The 19,097-nt window shown below is 70.8% G+C and carries 13 protein-coding genes and 1 pseudogene; 3 read left to right on the top strand and 11 right to left on the bottom strand.

Going from position 1 to position 19,097, the window contains the following annotated elements:
- Positions 1-243: 243 nt before the first annotated feature.
- Positions 244-1,659, top strand: coding sequence for a radical SAM protein (locus HV826_RS09555; protein ID WP_176416692.1), 1,416 nt, complete (start codon positions 244-246; stop codon positions 1,657-1,659).
- Here HV826_RS09555 and HV826_RS09550 read toward each other — a convergent pair.
- From HV826_RS09550 to HV826_RS09540, 3 genes are all read right to left on the bottom strand, one after another.
- Positions 1,652-5,917, bottom strand: coding sequence for an AAA family ATPase (locus tag HV826_RS09550; protein ID WP_176416691.1), 4,266 nt, complete (start codon positions 5,915-5,917; stop codon positions 1,652-1,654). The two genes, HV826_RS09555 and HV826_RS09550, sit on opposite strands and share 8 nt — an antisense overlap.
- 10 nt (positions 5,918-5,927) lie before the next feature.
- Complete coding sequence (locus tag HV826_RS09545; RefSeq protein ID WP_176416690.1) at positions 5,928-6,323, bottom strand: hypothetical protein; 396 nt, start codon at positions 6,321-6,323, stop codon at positions 5,928-5,930.
- A gap of 89 nt (positions 6,324-6,412) precedes the next feature.
- Entirely contained in the window at positions 6,413-6,964 is a 552-nt protein-coding gene (locus HV826_RS09540; RefSeq protein ID WP_176416689.1) for a molybdenum cofactor carrier protein, read from the bottom strand.
- Positions 6,965-7,174: 210 nt separating this feature from the next.
- On the opposite strand from HV826_RS09540, the gene HV826_RS09535 reads away from it, so the two are divergent.
- Both HV826_RS09535 and HV826_RS09530 read left to right on the top strand, forming a co-directional pair.
- Positions 7,175-7,483: a hypothetical protein gene (locus tag HV826_RS09535; RefSeq protein ID WP_163787602.1), complete on the top strand. Its 309-nt coding sequence runs from the start codon at positions 7,175-7,177 to the stop codon at positions 7,481-7,483.
- 191 nt (positions 7,484-7,674) lie between these two features.
- The gene (locus HV826_RS09530) at positions 7,675-9,513 is read left to right on the top strand and encodes a tetratricopeptide repeat protein (protein WP_368670884.1); all 1,839 of its coding nucleotides are present in this window, start codon (positions 7,675-7,677) and stop codon (positions 9,511-9,513) included.
- 93 nt (positions 9,514-9,606) lie between these two features.
- Here the strand turns inward: HV826_RS09530 and HV826_RS09525 are convergent, their stop codons facing one another.
- From HV826_RS09525 to HV826_RS09490, 8 genes and pseudogenes are all read right to left on the bottom strand, one after another.
- On the bottom strand, positions 9,607-10,716 hold the full coding sequence (locus HV826_RS09525; protein WP_176416687.1) for an FAD-binding oxidoreductase: 1,110 nt from the start codon (positions 10,714-10,716) through the stop codon (positions 9,607-9,609).
- A 1-nt stretch (position 10,717) separates the two neighbouring features.
- The gene (locus tag HV826_RS09520; RefSeq protein WP_176416686.1) at positions 10,718-11,098 is read right to left on the bottom strand and encodes a hypothetical protein; all 381 of its coding nucleotides are present in this window, start codon (positions 11,096-11,098) and stop codon (positions 10,718-10,720) included.
- 12 nt (positions 11,099-11,110) lie between these two features.
- Entirely contained in the window at positions 11,111-11,512 is a 402-nt protein-coding gene (locus HV826_RS09515) for a hypothetical protein (protein WP_163784532.1), read from the bottom strand.
- Positions 11,513-11,715: 203 nt separating this feature from the next.
- Positions 11,716-12,177, bottom strand: coding sequence for a hypothetical protein (locus HV826_RS09510; protein ID WP_176416685.1), 462 nt, complete (start codon positions 12,175-12,177; stop codon positions 11,716-11,718).
- Between the two features lie 108 nt (positions 12,178-12,285).
- A complete protein-coding gene (locus HV826_RS09505) occupies positions 12,286-14,583 on the bottom strand; it encodes a lantibiotic dehydratase (RefSeq protein ID WP_176416684.1) in 2,298 nt (765 codons plus the stop codon).
- Positions 14,580-16,136, bottom strand: a complete 1,557-nt coding sequence (locus tag HV826_RS09500) for a hypothetical protein (RefSeq protein ID WP_176416683.1) — start codon at positions 16,134-16,136, stop codon at positions 14,580-14,582. Before HV826_RS09500 ends, HV826_RS09505 begins: the two co-directional genes overlap by 4 nt.
- A complete protein-coding gene (locus tag HV826_RS09495) occupies positions 16,133-18,460 on the bottom strand; it encodes a lantibiotic dehydratase (RefSeq protein WP_176416682.1) in 2,328 nt (775 codons plus the stop codon). Before HV826_RS09495 ends, HV826_RS09500 begins: the two co-directional genes overlap by 4 nt.
- Positions 18,461-18,512: 52 nt before the next feature.
- Positions 18,513-19,097 (bottom strand): annotated as a pseudogene (locus HV826_RS09490) (hypothetical protein); the annotation flags it as partial.

Here is a 19,097-nt window from a genome sequence, read left to right as displayed (position 1 = left end):
ATGACCCACTCATTGAAACTCCATGCACACGGTGTGACGAAGCCGAGGGCACGGCGGGTCGCCTGCGAAACACGACAGTCTAGGAATCACGAACACGGACGCGCCGAACCGCTGTCATTTTGCGTGAAGCGTGAAACAGGGGGATTCTGCTTTCACGGCCAGGCCGGGGGGAGCCGAACCAGGTGACGAGTGCTCCTTGCCGGAACGTGGCCGCGCCGCCTCGTCTTGGAGCCACGTCATCGCATGCGGATTGCTGTCATCGCCACGTACACGCACCCCACCCGGCTGCGCCTCAAAGAGCCCTCCATCATGCAGTCCTCCGTGCCGGAGCTCATCGCCGGCCTGTGCCCAGCGCACGCGGAGGTGGAGATCTTCAACGAGAAGGAGTGCGACCTCCCCCTGGACCGCCACTGGGACCTCGTCTTCTTCTCCTATCTGCACTCCTACTACGAGCACACCAAGGTGCTCTCCACCCTCTTCCGCCAGCGCGGCATGACGACGGTCGCCGGCGGCCGGCACGCCAGCTACTTCCCCGACGACGCCCAGCAGTACTTCGACGCCGTCATCACCGGCGAGCCCGAGGCCAACGTGCCCGCGCTCATCGAGGACTTCGAGAAGGGCCAGCTCCAGCCGCGCTACCAGCGCCCGCCGCTGGGCCCCGCCGCCATCCGCCCCTACCGCTACGAGCTCATCGACTTCACCCACAACAAGCTGCGCCTGCCCGGCATCGAGGCCTCGCGCGGCTGCCCCTTCTCCTGCAACTTCTGCGTCCTCACCGGCAACGAGCGCTACCGCTACCGCCCCGTCGCCCACGTCATCGACGAAATCCAGCGTCACATGCGCTGGAACCCCAACTTCATGGGGCTGATGGATGACGCCTTCATGTTCCTGGACAACAACCTCGGGGGCTCACCGAAGTACCTGCGCGAGCTGTGCGAGGCCCTGATTCCCCTCAAGAAGACCTGGGGCTGCGCGCTCACCTTCAACGTCCTCAAGGACGAGTCGCTGGTGAAGCTGATGGCCAAGGCGGGCTGCCGCTACGTCTACACCGGCCTGGAGTCCCTCAACCCCGACTCCATCAAGGCCATGAACAAGGGCCAGAACAAGCTGAGCGAAGTGGACGCCGTCATCCGCCGCGTCTTCTCCGCCGGCATCCTGCTGTCCTTCGGCCTCATCGTGGGCTCGGACGGAGACACCAACGACTACCTGGAGAAGCTCCCCGAGTACCTCGCCGACCTCCAGTACTTCTCCGTCACCTTCCTGGGCATCGTCTGCCCCTACCCGGAGACGCCCTTCTTCCGCGAGCTCCAGGCGGAGCACCGCCTGCTGCCGGGCACCTTGAGCCGCGACTATGACGGCTACACGCTCTGCCACCAGCCCAAGCACCTGCACACGTCGGAGGTGGTGGAGCACTTCCACCGGCTCTGCGCGCAGCTCGGCAGCCTGCCCAACATCGCCCGCCACTACTGGTCCAAGCTCTCCATGAGCGACATGCCCCGCTACAAGCAGACCATCCTCTTCTCCGGGCCCGAAATCGTGAGCATCCGAAACCCGCTGAAGAACACGGCGCGCCGCTACATCGCCGGGCAGGACGCCCTGGAGTACTGGGACACGCAACAGATGGCCCAGCTCGGCCTCCAGCCGCAGCGGCTCACGTGAGCGCCGCAGCGGACAGGTGCGGCGCGGCGTCCTGGGGACCGGACTCCAGCCGCTCCACCCGCCGCAGCTCCGCCCGCGCGTCAATGGCGGTGAAGATGTCACGCGCACGGGCCAGCAACGCCGTGCGCCGGTGCGGCAACGCCGCCGCCGCGTCCAGGTAGGCCACGCCCGTCTCCCAGCGGTTGGGCGTGGCCTCCAGCACCTCGAGCGCGCGGTCGAACAGCGGCTCCGCGGCCTTCGCCCCCCGCTTGAGCGCCTTCGCGCGCGCCATCACCCGCATGGCCGGGCCGCGCAGGTACGGATAGAGCGCCCCCAGGGCCCGCGCCTTGAGCGCGCAGCGGCGATAGAGGGCCCACAGCTGCTCGCGCGGCACGGAGACGGCGCCCTGCTCCAGCGCGAAGAGCGCGCCCTCCGCCGCGTCCACGAGGCCAATCTGGAGGAAGGGCACCAGCACGTGGTAGCGCCACAGCGCCTCGTCGGCGCGCACCGCCATCAGCGCCGCCTCCTCCACCTGGTGCTCGCGCACCGCCACGTTGACCAGGTGATTCAGGCTGGCGCACTGGTTGGCCAGGTCCTGCACGTCGATGCTGATGCGCAGGCCCTCCTCCAGCTCCGCGCACAGCTCGCCCACGTCCCCGTCACCCCGCAGGTAGCGGCACATGGGGACCCACGCGTGCGACCAGCCCTGGTGCATCAGCGCGTTGAGCTCCACGCCCACGCGGCCCATCTCCCGGTAGGCCCGCTCGGCGTCCTCGAAGCGCGAGGCCAGGAACTGGCTGGTGGCCAGCATCATCAACCCCGTCTGCACCTCCCACATGTCCCCCACCTGCCGCAGCAGCGCCACGGCCTGCTCGCCGTACTCCGTGGCGCGGGCCTGCGCGTTGGTGAAGATGGACTGCGTGGCCAACCGGCTCAGCGCCACGCCCTCCGCCGCCGTATCCCGTGAGCGCCGCGCATGCTCCAGCGCGCGCCGGCACCAGTACCCCGAGCGCCCCACCAGCCCCGAGCCGAACAGCAGTGAGCCGTAGTAGCTGGTCGCCAGGCTCAGGCCGTACTCACTGCGCGAGCGCTCCGCCATCGTCGTGGCCACCAGCGTGGCCCAGGTGAGCTTCCCGATGTCCGCGAAGTAGTAGATCTTGATGAGCGAGATGAGCGTGGACAGCTGCTTCAGGTACAGCGGCAGGCGCGCGCCCAGCGGCCGCACCAGCCAGGGGAACAGGCCGTAGAGCAGGTGCAGCCCCATGGCCAGCACCGCGCGCAGCACCAGCGCCGCCAGGCTCCGCGGCATCGTGCGCCCCATGAGCTCCAGCGCCGTCTCCAGCTCCTGGATGGCGCGCTTCGACTCGCCCTTCTCCTGGTGGGCCCGGCCCAGGCCCAGGTGAATCTCCGCGCGGCGCGGCACCTGCTCCTCGTCCGCCAGGCACTGCTCGAACATGAGGATGGCGCCCGCGTAGTTGCCCGCGCTGAGCAGCGTCTCCGCCAGCTCCTTCATCACGACGTGCGTCTTTTGCAGGACCTCCTCCGGGTCCAGCGCGACGGTGCCCCCCAGAATCTCCATGGCCCGGTTGTAGTGGTGGACGGCGTCGTCGTTGGCGTACTGCTCGCGCGCGCTGCGCGCCGCCATCAGCGTGTACTCCAGGCCCTTCACCTCGTCGTTTCCCGCCAGCGAGTGGTAGGCCAGGATGCCCGCGGACTTGACGGGGTTGTCCCCCGCGCGGGCCTCGATGAAGCGCGCCATGCGCCGGTGGAGGTCCTCGCGCGCGGACACCAGCAGCGTGGTGTACGCCACGTCGCGGATGACGATGTGCTTGAAGATGCAGGTGAACGGCTCCTCCAGCTCCAGGAGGATGAGCCCCAGCCGCGTCAGCGTGTCGATGGCCTCCCGAATCCGCTCCGGGGACACCGAGCCGGGCGCCAGCGCGGCCACCGCCTCCAGCGTGAAGATGCGGCCCACCACGGAGGCCACGCGCACCACCAGCTTCTCCGTCTCCGTGAGCAGGTCGATGCGCGTCAGCACCACGTCCTGGATGGAGTCCGGCAGCTCCAGCCCCTGCAGGCTGCGCTTGAGCTCCAGCCGGTCCGCGCCCGGCGCCACCGGCCCCAGGTAGCCCTTCTCCACCATGCCCTGGACGATGGACTCGGTGAAGAACGGGTTGCCCTGCACCTTGGCCAGCAGCAAATCCTCCAGCGCCGTGTCCGGCGTCTCCATGCGCAGGTGCAACCGCAGCAGCGCCCGCGTGTCCTCGTCATCCAGGCTGGACAGGTCCAACCACCGCAGCCCGGGCAGCCCCTTGAGGCTCTTGAGGTGCTCGCCCGGCCGCATCGTCACCAGCAGCGTCACCCGCAGCGGGGACAGCCGCGCGGCGACGTACTCGATGAGGTCCACGGAGATGTTGTCGGCCCAGTGCAGGTCCTCGAAGAAGAGCAGCACCGGCGTCTGGCGCGACAGCTTCTCCAGGAGCTGGAGGATGACCTGGAAGAGCTTCTGGTTCTTCCGCCGGGCATCCAGGTCGCGCGTGAGGGGTGACTCCTCCACGGGCAGCCCCAGGATGCCCGCGAGCACGGGGATCCACTCCGGCCCCGTGTCCTCAAGGCCCGCGAAGCCCTGGCGCAGCCGGGACAGCTGCGTCTCCACGTCGTCGCCTTCGTGCAGGCCGAAGAGCTGGACCAGCACCTCCTTCCACGGGAAGAAGGGCGTGAACATCTCGTACGAGTAGCAGATGCCGTAGAGGCTGTGGGCCCCCCGCGCCTCCGCCACCTCCACCACCTTCGCGCCCAGCCGCGACTTGCCGATGCCCGCCTCGCCCGACACCACGCAGATGCGGCCGTGGCCCCGCAGCGATTCGTCGACGGCCTGGCGCAGCGCCTCCACCTCCTGCTGCCGGCCGACGATGTCGCCCTTGCCCTTGAGGAACAGGCTGCGGCGCACCTCCGCAGACAGCCGGTAGACGGGCACCGCGCGCGACACGCCCTTGAGCCGCGCATCCTCCACGAACTCGGTGTCGAAGCCGCCCTGGTGCAGCTTGCGCTCCGTCTGCGCGTCGATGTGGATGCCGCTGCCCTGCCCGTGCGTCATCAGGCGGGCGGCCATGTTCACCACCTCGCCCAGCGCGGAGTAGCCCTTGCGCCAGGGCGAGCCCATGTCCCCGAAGTAGGCCGGGCCGGTGGCGATGCCAATCTGCAGCGACGCGACGAAGGGGAAGGACTCCCGCTCCCGCATCAGCTTGCACGCGAGCCGGCAGGCCAGCACCTCCTTGCTCTGCAAGGCCGTGGGCGCGCCGAAGATGACGTAGAGGACGTTCCCCTTGTCGGTGAAGTCCGTCATCAGCAACACGCCGCCGTGGTGCGCGCTCTCCCGCTGGACGTATTCGTAGAAGGCGTTCAGCTCGCGGGTGAAGTCCTCCGGCCGCGCGGACGCGCGCTGGCTGTCGAAGCGGAGGAAGAAGCAGGTGACGTCGCGGAAGTCGCCGCTGAACTCCTGGTGCGCCGTCGTGATTTTCGTGAAGAGCACCGGGTGCAGCAGCAGCGAGCACCGGGCCACCAGCTCCGGCCCCGAGGGCAACACGAAGGCGGGCGCTGGAGGCACACGCAACGGCGCGGTGGGCGCCAGGTGGTACGCGTCGCCGCGAGCCTCGCCTTGACGGGCCGGCTCCGGCAGCAGGGCCCACGCCTCCGGGCTGAGGAGCACCTCCCCCACCGTGGCCCGCTTCTCCGCCGCCACCGCCTGCGCCAGCGGCTGGCCGATGAGTGCGGGGTGCATCCACATCCCCGTGGCGCCCAGCACCACCCGGTGGGCCTCGCCGAACCCGATGCCGATGCGCGACGACACGCTGAAGCGCTGGCCCAGCAGCTCCAGTCGCGCGAAGTGGGACAGCCGCTGCTGGACGTCCAACGCACACCGGGCCGCGCGCTGCACCGCGCCGCTGGCGTCCATGCCCGGCTCCACCTCGAAGCAGGCCAGGATGGAGTCGCCGGCGAACTGGTAGATGTCGCCGCCGTGGTCCTTCACGACGTCGATCATCTCCGTGTAGTAGCTCGTCAGGAGCCGCTGGAGCGCATCGATGCCCCGGGGCCCCGCGCCGCTCAGGCTGACGACGATGGGCGTGAAGCCCGCGATGTCCAGCAGGAGGATGGCGCCGCGCACCGGCTCCACGAGCGGCAGCGCGTGCGCCTCCGTGTGCTCCAGACGCCGGAGCACGGCGCCGGGGATGTAGGGCGCCAACGTCGCGAGGATGGGGTCGATGTCCACCGGAGACATGGCCGTGCGCTCAGCTCAGGGCGTTGAAGCGGATCCACATGGCCAGCACGCCTACCACCGCATAGAAGCCAATCTCCACCGTCTCCGACACCGGCTGCGCCTTCTTCAGGGCGCCCCAGGTGTGGACGACCACCATTCCCGCACACACCCAGCCGATGAGGTCGAAGATGGCGGGGCCCGGCCGTGACACGAAGCGGGCCGCCGTGAGGATGATGGCCAGCGCCACCGCGCCCAGGCAGCGCCCGAAGTACACCGTGAGGTGATTGTTCCCCTCTGGCAGCCGCCACCCGAACCAGCGCGCCCACGTCAGGGGCATCAGCAGCAGGGGAAGCGCGATGACGACCAGGAAGAGCGTCCCGGCGATGACGAGGAACCAGCTGGCGAGCGGATGGTCGGGACTGATCATGATGGCGCACTCGAGACGACGCGGCCCGCCCTGCCTGGGTGGCCCCCGCCCGTTCCCCCGAGTGCATCATCCTAGACGTTTTCCAGCGGCTACGGCGCCGTCAGGCGGAGCGGATCACGCACCGCGGCCCGGAGGAACTCGGCCACCCGCTCCAGGGAGTCCGTCCGCTCCAGCTCCGTGGGGAAGCGCCGGAACGACTCCGGCGGCCCGTAGAGGATGACGGGCTTGCCATAGCGCAGGGCCAGGGCCGCCTCGGCCACCGTGCCCGCGCCCCCGGGCAGTGACACCAGGGCGTGCGGCGTGAGCACGTTGATGTGATTGCGGCTGAGCGGCTCCGTCCCCTGCACGCCGCTGAGCGGCAGGTGCGTGTAGATGGGCAGCTCCACGTTGGGGTTGGGGTAGCCCGGGCGGGGTCGGTACTCGCCGCCCTCCACCGTGCCGGGGACGATGCCAATGGAGATGCCGTGCCGGTACGCCACCTGGACGAACGCGTCCGCCGCCGTCCGCATCACCCCGCTGCCCGCGCCCGTGAGCAGGTCGAAGCCCGCCTCGGCGATCCACCGGACCAGCGGGACGACCCGCTCCGCGTGGTCCTCCTTGCCAGAACCGAAGACACCGATGATTCGCCGTGGCCTGCGCATGGGCTTCGCTCCTTCCCCCGGTATGACGGGCCCGCCCTCCAGCTTGTTCCAACCGCGCGCTGGGTTCCTCTCACGACGGTTCATTGCCCCACATTCCCCCCCGCCGGGCGTTCACCGATGGAAGCCTTCGCTCCTGGAGCGTGACGGATTGGACGCTTCGCCTGTCAGACCCCCGCTCTACCTTCATCCGCATGCGCCTGGAGGTCGTCCATGTTCGACAGTTGTGGAGGATGTGAGCGCCGCGGAAGCGCCGGTGAAGTGTTCGACTGGTGCGCCCACTGCGAGCTGTCCCTGTGCCCCCGCTGCATGGAGCGCGGCTGCTGCGACAGCGAGCCCGCCGAATCCGGCCGCTCGGCGCCCCGGTGCCTGCCAGAGCCCCCCGAGGACGACGAGGCCACGGCCCTCCCCGAGCACTTCGGCGGCCGGTGCTGCACCCGCGCCCGCGCCGTGGCCTGCTCCTGCGCCTTCCACTGGGTTTGCGCTCACCACGGCGATCAACACATCGGCACGCATGACTGACGTTCCCGTTGTCCGCTGGGAACGGATCTCCAGGCGCCGGGTTCGACGCACCCGGCCACGCCTGGAAAATGACGCTTCACCTGGTATTTTCCGGGCAGGCCCGATTGCTCAGTTCCTGAGAGGGTGTGAGGATGCGTGTGAGACAGATTTTTTGTCTCACCCCCACCTTGAGCCCCTCCGAGGAACCTCCCGTGAGTCCCCCCTTCGCGCGTCCCCGCGAGCTGGCTGTCACCGTGGAGACGTCGCCGCGCGCCGCGCCGCCGTCGCACGCCATCGAAGTCGACGTGGGGGTGGCCCTGCCTGTCGCGTTCGGCGGGCTGAGGAAGGTCCTTCGCGCGTGTGAAGCCGCCGCGCCCCAGGTCGTCCACGCCCTGTCCCGCGCCCATCCCTCCGAATGGAACCGGCTGTTTCCCGGCACCATCGACGGCGTGCCGGACCTCGGCGATTTGGCGCTGACGCCCTCCGAGCGCCGCCTCCACCGCGAGTCGGAGCAGATGTTCTGGGTCCTCAACGTGGCCGCGAAGGCCATCATGGAGACGCTGCGCGTCAGCAGCCGGCCCCTGGTGCTCCATGGCGCGGGTGAGTGCGACCTGGTCAGCCTGCGCGCGGTGATGCGGGCCGCCGAGTGGAGCCGGCTGGAAGGGCTGGAGGGCACCCTGTTGTTCACCGGGTGGAACGTGCGCCGGCCCCATGGCGCGGAGTCCTTCGAGGCCCGGCGGCAGGCCTACCTGGATGCGCTATGCGACCGGATGCGCGCGCCCCGCGCGCCGACGCCCGGTCCGGTGTCGTCGCGCGCGCTGGAGGCGCCGGTGGACCTGGAAGGCCGTTATCTCCAGGTCGCCGTGGACGCGGCCCAGGCGCCCGAGACACGGGTGGCCGCCGCCATCCTCGCCATCCGGAGCTGCTTCTTCACCACCAACTACGAAGGCGCCATGCTGGCCGCCGAGCAAGGGCTGGCGGTGTTGGCGGCGAACGCGGACGCGGCGTTGGCGGCTCGCGTGGTCCAGGCCTGGGAGACGCTGGACACGGGCTTCGCCACGCCCGCAATCGAGATTGAGCGCGCCAGCCTGGGTGACGTCGACGAGCTCAAGGCCCTGTTCGCTCGCAGCATGGGCGTGGTCCACGTCTATACCGGCGCACACGACGCGGCCATGGAGGCGTTTGCCCGGGGGCTGGAATGCCGGATTCCTCCCGAGCTGGTGGCGCGGCTGCACATGTTCCGCGCGCTCACCCTGACGAAGCGCTTCGGACAGCTTCCCAACGCGCGGACGGAGGTGGCCGCGGGACTGGCCGCGCTGGAGCGCAGCGCGTCGCCGGACCGCGCGCTCCAGGAGGGCTGGCTGCGCAATGTCTGCGCGCTGACGTGGTTCCAGGAGCGCAAGCTGGACAAGGCGCTGGTGGAGGAGAAGCAGGCCATGCGCTGCGTGGGGGACCTGCACGACGCCAGCGCCACCCACCTGAAAATCAACCTCATCTCCAACGCCAGCTATCTGCAGGAGACGGCGCGCCAGTACGGCGACGCCATCTCCACGTGGCGCCGGTTCGAGAAGATCAGCGAGAGCTGGGGCGTGAACTTCGCCAAGCACCACCGCTACCGGTTGGCGGGGCTGGAGCTGGCCGCAGGCGAGCGTGACGCGGCGGTGGCCCACTTCACCGAGGCGTTCGCCAACGCCGATGCGCTGGGCGACTCGTTCCACCGGCAGGTGATTGCCGCGGAGCTGGGACGCCTGTTCCTGGACGAGCGGCAGCCGGCTGTCGCCGTGGACTGGTTCACCCGCGCGGAGGAGCACGCTCGCGCCATTGGAGACCCGCTGAAGACGGCGGAGAGCCTGGCCGGACAGGCCGTGGCGGCTGGACGCACGGACTGGCCGGAGGCGGTGCGGTGCGCCGAGGCGAGCACGACGTGGCCGAAGCAGACAGAGGCGCTGAAGGCCGCGCTCGCGCAGGGTGAGGCGAAGGCGGTGCATGAGGTGCTGCCTCGCGCCCGGACAAAGCTCAACCGCCCGTTCGACCCGGTGAACCTGTACTGACGTCCCGCTGAGACGCGGCGCGCCGGCGACGAAGCCTCCGGCGCCGCGCCTTACGTCAGCCCCCGCCGCGACCGGCAACGGGCCGAGCCCGCCTCAGCGTCCTTCCGTCGCCACGCCGCCCAGGTGACGCATCGGAGCGAAGGGCTCGGCCTCCGCGCTGTGCCCCCGCGCCACGAGCTCCGCGAGCAAGGCACCGGTATACGCACCCGTCAGGATGCCCTGCCCCCCCAGCCCCGTGGCGACGAACGTGCGCTGCGTTCCCGGGTATGAGCCGATGTAGGGCCTTCCATCCGGCGTCGCGGCACGCAGCCCCGCCCATGCGCGGACGAACCGGGCGTCACGCAGACGCGGCGCCAGCTTCGCGACGGTGGCGCTGAGGTGCAGCAGGCCCGCGGGCGTCACCTGCTCCACGAAGCCCGCGTCCTCCTCCGTCGCGCCCACGACGATTTCACCCGAGCGCCACGGCGCCAGGTACGAGGGCCCCGAGACGACGCGCGTCAGGTGCAAGCCCGGCTGGTGCACCACCAGCATCTGCCCACGCAAGGGCTTCAACGGCAACGAAGGCAACCCCGCCACGCCCGCCGACCAGGGCCCCGCGCACACGAGCAACCGGTCCGCCCGGAGCGTCTCCCCTTCCGTCTGGAGTTCGACTCCCGTGGACGATTCGGAGACGGAGCGCGCGGCCACGCCCAGCCGCAGCCGCACGCCCACGTGGGCAGCGGCCTTCAGGAGCGCGTCGACGTAGCCGTCCGTGTCCACCAGGTGGCCCTGGTCCGTCTCGAAGGCGCCGAAGAGCGGCGTGCCCTCCAGCGCCGGCTCCAGCGACACCAGGCTCGCGGCGTCCCGCCAGGTGCCCAGCCCCTCCGCGTCCGCCACCGCCTTCGCCGCCAGCGCATCGCGCGCCTTCGCGTCCGTTACGACGCGGAGGATGCCGTTGCCTCGGCGGAGCTGGTCGCCGCCCGGGAGCGAGGCCAGGTCCTCCGCCAGCGCGCCGCGGCCCGCCCGGGCGAACGCCAGCATCACCGGGTCATCGAACAGCCGCACGGACGGGATGGCGACTCCGGCGGCGGCGCGCGAGCCCCGGCCGCCTGGGTCCACGGCGTCCAGCACCGTGACGCTCGCGCCCAAAGCAGAGAGCCGGCGCGCGGCCGAAAGGCCCACGACACCGGCTCCGAGAATCAAGATGTCGGCGCCAGGCCTCATTTCACCTGAGCCGCTTGGCGATGACGTGAAAGCCACCTTCCACGTAGACGAAGCCGTGCCGCTCGGCGCGCTTCACCACGGCGTCCAGCTGGGTGTAGCCCACCAGCAATTGAAACCCGAGCCTCGTGGACTCCTCACAGATGGCAGCCACCACGAGGTCGACGGCCGCGCTCCGCTCTTCCTTGGACAACCCCGGTGCGGCCACCAGGGTCTCAATCATGGCCAGCGAGCTGTCGGTCCGGTAGAGGAACCCCGCCGCCTTGCCAGGAATGATGAAGCCCGTCTGCGGAAGCGTCTCTGGCGTGACGGCATCGTTCCAGAACCGCAGCCACTCCTGCAGTTGAGCGAAGTGCAGCTCTGGAACGTAGGGGATGGGCGTCATCCGGCGACGATATTACGAAACCAGGAACTGCGACATGCGCTGCGCGGACAGCTCGGCCGCGTTGTTCATGCCCAGCTGGCTCAGGCCCGTCTTCGCCGTGTTCTTCATCAGGTCGCCCAGCACGTCGGTGACCTTGCTCTTGCCGGTGGCCAGGTTGAGCGCGCCGCTCAGCAGGCTGTTGCCGCCCGTACCGTCCATCAGGAACTGGCTGGCGAACTTGCCCACCGTGTTCTTCAGGGCGCCGCCACCCGGAATCAGGTCCGTCGCCGCGCCCATGAGCGCCTGCAGCGGGTTCTTGCCCTGCATCAGGCCGCTGGCGAAGCCCATCGCCGCGCCCAGCAGCGGGTTGACCGCGGACACGAACGGCTTGACGACGTCCAGCACCTTGCTAACGATCTTCTTGAGGCCACCCATGGTAATTCCCCTTTGAAAGATGGCTGCGGTGCAGCCATCAAGTGCGTCCGATGTAAAAATTGTCGGGGGATGGGCGTATTTGTTTCCCTGTTACCCGAAAAAACCGGACGCCATTTCGGGACCCCATTGAATTCAAGGACTTGGCTCAGGGGCAAGGCACCGGAGATTCCAGGAAATGATCCCCGGGCCTGTTCCTCCGCCGATCAATTCTTGTCGGTGCCAGGCTTCTTGCCTTCCGTGGCGTGCAGCTCGCTGGCGGACGTCCCCTTGCGGCTCTCGGGGGCACCCTGCTGCGCCGCGTCGGACGCGAGCGCCGCCTTGTAGCGCGCGTCCGCGTCCTGGTCGCTGAAGCCGTCCCGCTGATGCGCCCGGCTGATGACGACGCGGCCGTCGACGATGGCCTGCAGGTGCCCCTGAAGCTCCTCGATGGTGGGCACGTTGGGGTCCTTGGCCTTCAGCTCCTCGTCGGGGACGATCTGGAGCTGGGGCGGCTTCTCCGGGTTGAGGGCGTAGTCGATGATTTTCTCGACGTACTCCTCGACGGGGAGCTTGAGCAGACGGGCCTGCTCCTTCACGTCCGCGTCGGCCAGCAGCTCCGCGCGAACCTCCTCCACCGGCCGCTTCAGCTTCTTGACGGGGGGAGCGACGACGTTTTCACCGGACATTGACTGTCTCCTCAGAAAAGGACCCGAAATCCTGGCAAGGCGGGAAGCACCGCCAGGCCGGGGAAGGGACCATTCTGGTAACCGAAGCGCCCCGGATGTCAAAGGGCGTCAAGCCGGTACTTCGCTCCAGCGGGTGAACTGCATCCGCAGCTCGCAGGTGTAGCGGCCCCGCTCGTCCCGCAGCCAGAGCTGCTCCGGCGCCGGGTACATCTCCTCCACGGAAAGGCGCTCCGCGTCCCGGGCCAGGTGTGACAGCAGGTCCATGGCGAAGGGGCTCGCGGTGTCGATGAGGTACGGCTTGCGCTCCTTCGAGCTGCGCATGAACACGAAGCGAGGCCACCCACCCGCGCGCCGCTCCCGCTGCACGGCGAGGAAGAGCTCGAAGCCCGTGGGCTTCCCCAGCCGCTCCGCCGCCAGGTTCCAGCGCTCGCGTTGGTAAACCGCGCCGCCCACGCTGAGCCGCGGCAGGTGACCGCCCTGCGTCCGCAGCGGCGCGTGCAGCACCTGGGGATGCGCCAGCGCCGCGAACGGCGGATAGGAAGAGAAGTCATCGAGCGGCAGGTACAAGCTCAGGCGCTCCCCCTTCCCGTCCACCAACACCGGGCCGTCGGGCGCCGGCCGGACTTTCACGTCCCCCGGCGTCAGGGCGCCCTCGTCCACGTCCAGCACGTCCGACACCGAGTACACCAACCGCCGCCCCGGATAGACGTAGAAGCCCTTGTTGCGCCTGCGGATGGCCAGCCCCACGAGCCCCCGCGCCGCGGCGTCCTGCTCCAGCCAGCGCGAGGCCACCGAGGCATAACGCTCCCGCTCGGGTTGGAACGCGCTCAGCCAACTCCACAGCAGCAGGTGGTGGTGGACACGCGCCAGCATCACCTCGAAGCCACTTCCGTCTGGCTTCGCGGCGAGGCACACGTCCGGCAAGGCGTAGCGCCCGCCCGGCGTGGACGTGCCCAGGAAGTCCACGGGCAGCGCGCGCGCGCGGCCATCCTCCGGCTCCAGCATCACCGGCGGCACGGGTGAGAAGCGGCTGCCCGTCACGCCGTCGGGACGCAGCCTCACGGCGTAGTCCAGCAGGTCCATGGGGCCCGCGTCCGGGCCCAGCGCGTCGCGGACCTGCTCCCGGAAGCCCTGCTGCACCTTCTCGCCATAGGCGGCCGACAGCTCCAGCGCGCCCGTCAGCGCGGCCTCCAGCTCCGCGGTGAAGCGCGCACCGAAGCGCAGCCGGAACGGCGAGCTCGCCTCCTCGTAGAGGATGAGGCGGTCCGCGTATACTTGTCCGTCACCTCGGCGCGCGGGCTTGCCCGTGACCTCCGTGAAGGCGGCCTCCAGGCGCGGCAGCAGCTCGCGCCGCTGGGTCAGGTCCCCGGCTTCGAAGTCCGCCTTGAGACGCGCCAGTGACTCCAACCGCTCCAGCCAGCGGGTGCGTGCCTCCAGGTCGGGGAGCGCCGCGACCGCGTCCCGCACGCTCTCGAAGGTGCCGAAGTCGTTGGGCCGGAACGGCAGGCCCCAGAGCAGCAACGCGGTCTTCACCAGCGGCAGCGCCTGGCGCTCGACGTCCACCACCGGGAGGCCGAGCACCCCGGCCGCCTGCGCGGGTGTGGGGTGCTCGCGCAGCACCGACAGCAGGCGCTCCGCCTCGGGTGACAAGGTGACGTCCAGCTTCAGCGGCTCGCAGAGGGCGCGGCCCGGGGTCACCGTGAAGAGCGGATTGAGGCGCAGCGGCAGGTGCGGGCGCAGCGTGCGCTCCCGCCCCACCGCGCGAGCCAGCTCTGTCACCGCCCAGAAGGAGAAGAACGTGCGGCGGCGCGTGCTTCCGCTGGGCACCGTGCGCACGTCATAGCCGTCATCGTGGGTGCGCTCGCCGTAGGAGATGGGGCCGAAGAAGCTGGTCGTCTCGTTCTTCGCGCAGAAGCGCTGGAGGTACGTGTAGACCTGCCGCTCCACCCGGCGCGCATCGGACGTGTCCGGCCGCTCCCCGCCGCGCAGGTAGCGCACCCAGACGTTGTCGAACATCGCCGGGCTGGAGAGGAACACTGCCTCCTGGATGGCGGGGTCCGCCGCTCGCTCGCGCAGGCGCTGTCGCAGCGTCTTGCGTTCCGCCGCATAGAGCGCCTGGACGGACTCGCGACGCGCCTGGTAGCGCGCCCATGCATCCTGACACGGCGGGCCCAGCCGTGCGTCGATTCGGGGCTCACGGCCCTGGGCCAACGCATCGAGGAGCGCCTGCGCGCCGGACGCGCCCTTCTCCGCGCGCACGGCGTCCACGAGCGCATCCTCGGCCTCGAGCAACCGGGCGACGTCGTCCAGCACCGCCTGAGGCATCCCCAGCGACTCCAGCCAGTCGAAGGGAAAGCCCGCGTGCCGCAGCACGAATACCTCGCCCAACGTCCAGGGCTCGCTCATCCGTTCACCCTCGTCAGCACCGACCTGGCCACCAGTGTGTCCACCAGCTTCTCCCGCTGCGCCTGGGGAACGGCCCCCAGCACGCTGGCCACTTCCATGGGCCGGACGAGCCCGGCGAGCTTCGGCGCCAGCCGCGCGTCCATCGCGAGCACCGAGCCCGTGCGGAGGTTCGCCGCGAACCACGACGGCTTCGGCGCACCATCCAGTCCCGCCGGGAGCTGCACCCACGCACAGTCCGCGTCGAGTCGAATGGCCGCCGCGCTCGCGTCCGTTGCACGGGGCCGGGGCACCTCGGGAAGACACGCGGCGGCGACCCGGCCCGGATTCAGCGGTCCTCGCGCGAGCAGCCGCGTCGCGAGCCCCTCGAGCACCTGCGGAACGCGGGCACTGGGAATGGAGCGGGCGTGCTCGAAGGGCCGGCTCCTCGCGAGGTCCCGGTCATCGGGTGGCGCGCCGACCTTCACGTCCGGCCACAGCAGCGGGCGGCCACTCTCAGGCGGCGTCCGCGGCCAGTGGAAGGGACGCACTCCCGCGAGCTTGTCGAACACCGGCTCCGCGTCCAGCACGGCGAGCGTCGCGTCGAGGTCCGCCTCGTCGACCCCGGGCGCGCCGACCCACCACTCCGCCACGAGGTGAACCCCCGCGTCCCGAAGCCGGCGAGCGCCCCGCGCCAGCGCCGCTCGGGAGACGCGAGCCCCCAACGGGTCGACCCAGGCGTCGTTGTCCGCGGCGCAGAACCCCACGGCGGCCACCTTGCAGCCGCTCGCCACCAACACGTCCGGATGCAGGAGCGAGTCGAGTGACATATGCCCCGCCCACCCCACCTCGCCTCCCGTGAGGGCTCGCAACGTGTCCAGCGTGGTGGCCCTCACCTCCAGCGCCTCGGAGAGCCAGACGCGTGACGTGGGGGACGTCTCGTCCAGACTGGGCGACACGCGCCAGCGCAGGGGGACCGCGTCCACGAAGGTGGCGCGCTGGAACACGGACAGTCGCGCCAGGACGGCCCGGTGCGCCCGGGCGAACGGCCCCGCGACTTCGAGCGGCACGTCCTCCGGACAGGCTCGCGCCAGCCAGGCCGCGGCAGGCAGTTGCAGGTCGCGTTCGAGCCAGAGCCGCACCCGCTCGGCGCCGGCGAAGCGCTCGGCGGCGCGGGACAGGTCATCCAGGTAGGACGCGGGTTGGTCCAGGGAGCGCAAGACGTCCGCGCTCCGCTCGGTGGTGCCGCCCGCCAGCTCCACATCATCCAGCCGGAGGTGTACCCCGTCGGGCGGCCCGGAAATGGCGGAGAGCACCGCCCCCAGCGCACGCAGGTGGGTGCTCACACTTGCGTCCTCCCGTGCATGCAGCGACTGGGCGGCGCGCACCAGCAGCAGCTCACGCATCGTCTGCGCGGTAGCGGGGGCGCGCTCGCGTGCGACGGCGGCGGCCTCCACCGCATCGCGGGCGAAGACGCGCCGGCAGAACTCGCGCGCCACGTCGACGCACCGCCACCCTTCCGGCGCCTCCGGAACGAGCGTCACGTCGCGGTGGGGTGGCAGGACGAGCAGCTTCATTCCCGCGCACCGGCAGCGGACTGTGCGCCCCACATCAGCGTGCAACGCAGCTCCACGGTGTGGCGCCCGCCCGCGGGGCTCCGCAGCCAGAGCTGGTCCGGCGAGGGCAGCATCTCCGACAGGAGGACCTCCTCCTTCTGCTCCAGCAGGTTGAGGAAGACGCGCAGCAGCGGCGGGCTGCGCACGTCCACCAGCACCGGCTTTCGCTCGTCCTTGAACTTCGCGAAGACGCAGTCCGGCATCCCGCGCTCGCGCCACACGCTCACCGCCGCGCGCAGCTTCGCCGAGTCATCGCGGCCCGCGAGCAGCGCCTCCCGCTCCGCCTGAGACAGCCGCCACTGCTCGCGCTGCACCACCACGCCGCCCAGGGTCAGCCGGGGCGTATGCTCGCCCAGCGACACGCGCAGCGGGCGGATGCGCGGCAGGGAGAAGGCGGTGTGCACCAGGCTGTCCAGCTCGCCGTTGTAGAGACACACCTCGGAGCCCAGCCGCTTCGACACCAGCCGCGCCCGCGCGCCATCACTCTCCACGAACAGGTCATCCAGCGGCAGCCGCCACGCGGAGGCCCGTGCGCTGACACCGCCCAGCTCCACCACGGGCCCCGGGAACTCCGACGGCAGCAGGCCCGTGCGCCGCGACGCCAGCACCGTCACCAGGGGCACCGGCCGGCTCAAGGCCCCGAGCGCCCGCACCATGGCGCTCTCCACCCGGCCGCGCGCCTCGTGGAACTGGAGCGCCCAGCCCCACACCAGCGCCGTGTCATGCACGTCGCCCATCACCAGCTCGTACTCGCCGCGGCTCCACGCCTCCACGTCCCGGGCCCCCACGAGCAGGTCCACGGACGTGACGAGCGGCAGCGCCTTCGCGTCGCCGTCCAGCGGCGGCGGCGTCACCGAGCCCAGGTCCGCGCAGCGCGCGGACGCGTCTCCCACGGCGCCAGCCAGCAGCTCCGCCACCGAGCCATCCAACGGCACCGGCCGGTCCGAGTACGCGGCGGCCACCTTCCAGAACGGCACCGTGCGCGCGCCCACCAGCCCCGCCACGGTGGCTCGAGCGGCCTCCCGGGTCCGCCGCGCCGCCGCGCCCATCCACGCCAGCGCGGGCTCCAGGCGCGTCACCAGCTCACGCGCCCGCTCACCTCCGGCCTCCAGCCGCAAATCACCGCCGCACTCCTCCCGGAGCGCCAGCCGGTCCTGGTAGAAGTTGTGCGACTCGGACGCGGGGCCTCGCTCGGACGGCGGCGCCACGCCCCACTGCTCATTCGCGCGCTTCGCGAAGGCCGCCTGGAGCGCCATCTTCCCCGCGGCATCCGCGGCGCCGTACCCGGCCATCAGCGCCAGCAGCGCGCTCAAGCCCTCCACGTGCCTCCGAGCCGCGGGACACGGCAGGCCCGCCACGCGCTCGGCCAGGTCATCCACCGGGTGGTGCGTGGCCGCGGGCACCTCGAGCTGATGCGTCAGCAGGCCCTTCTCGCAGCCCATCCGCGCCGCCTCGCGCGCCAGGCCCGGGGCCACGCCCAGCGACGAGGCGAGCCCCGCGAGCGTGCGCGTTCCATCCACCGCCTCCACCAGCCGGGGCAGCAGCGCCTCCGCGCTCTCCGGCGCGGGCAGCGTCTTGCGCGAAGGCACCTCCGCGAAGGCCTTGCGGCGCGGCACCAGCCACGCGGCGACCTCGGGGTCGAAGGCGATGGCGCGAACCAGCCCCTGCACCAGCCACGACGCCGCGAAGGTGTTCCGCCCCGTCAGCACCTCCGGCCCGGACCAGCGCAGCGTCACGCCCGTCGGCGCGGCCGCGTCCGCGTATCCGTAGTTGATGGGGCCGAAGAAGCCCATCGTCTCGTTCTTCGCGCACATGCGCTGCAGGTAGCTGGCCACCTGTCGCCGCAACCGCGCGCCGTCTCGCCCGTCCAGCAGGTCTCTCGCCACGGGCGGGCTGGAGCTGGCCACCGCCTCCAGGAAGCGCGGCGCCTGTCGCAGGGCCCTCAGCGCGTCCTCCACCGCCAGGGACTCCTGCTTCATCGCCGCATGGAAGGCGGCCTCCGCGTCCTGCGCGGCCCGGGCACGGTCGTTCCACTCAGTGAACAGCTCGGGTGACGCCATCCCCTCGGTGTCCACCGGGCGCCCGGCTTTCAGGGCCGACAGCACCGTGCGCGAGGGCCGCTTCACCCGAGGGCCCTGGGCCTTCAGCGCCTCCAGCGCCCGCCGCGCCGAGGCCAGCTGGCGCGCGGCCCGGGCAGCCTCCGGACACCCCAGCCGCTCCAGCCAATCGAAGGGGAAACCCGTGGTGCGAACCACGAGGTGAGGGAAGAGGGTCCAGCCCTTCATGCGTTTCGCACCCTTCGTCCGGGACGCGGCGCGGCGCCCAGCAGCGCGCCGCTCAGTTTCGCGGTTGCGACTTCACTTCGATTTGCTGTCCGGGCACGGCCATCACCCACAGCTTGCTGACGCCGCTGGGGCAGCGCACCAGGACCTCCAGCTCGCGGCCCGCTTCGATTCGCGCCTTCAGCAGGGGCGTTCCACCCGGCAGCATCGCGCCACCGACGTGGACTTCACAGCCAGGGGCCGCGCCCGTCACGCTCAGCAGCCCCGTCGTGCCTGGCTCCGGCAAGGCGTCCGCCAACGTGCGCACGTCGATGCCCTCGCGCTGCTGCGTGGTGCCGAACCGCCGCAGCTTCCCCTCCACCGCCGTGGAGATGAGCAGCGGGCCACCCGACGGGTCATGCACCTCCGTCCCCGGCTCGTGGCGCAGGCCGCCGACGTAGACGTGCTCCCCGGGCCCCACGTTGACGAAGTTCGAGTCACCATCGCGCGCCATCACCACCGCCACCACGGCCAGCACCAAGGCGCTCTCCACCCGGCCGCGCGCCTCGTGGAACTGGAGCGCCCAGCCCCACACCAGCGCCGTGTCATGCGCGTCGCCCATCACCAGCTCGTACTCGCCGCGGCTCCACGCCTCCACGTC

It is taken from the genome of Myxococcus sp. AM010 (assembly GCF_013372585.1).
Taxonomy (GTDB): domain Bacteria; phylum Myxococcota; class Myxococcia; order Myxococcales; family Myxococcaceae; genus Myxococcus; species Myxococcus vastator.
This window is presented reverse-complemented; position numbering and strand designations above follow the sequence as displayed.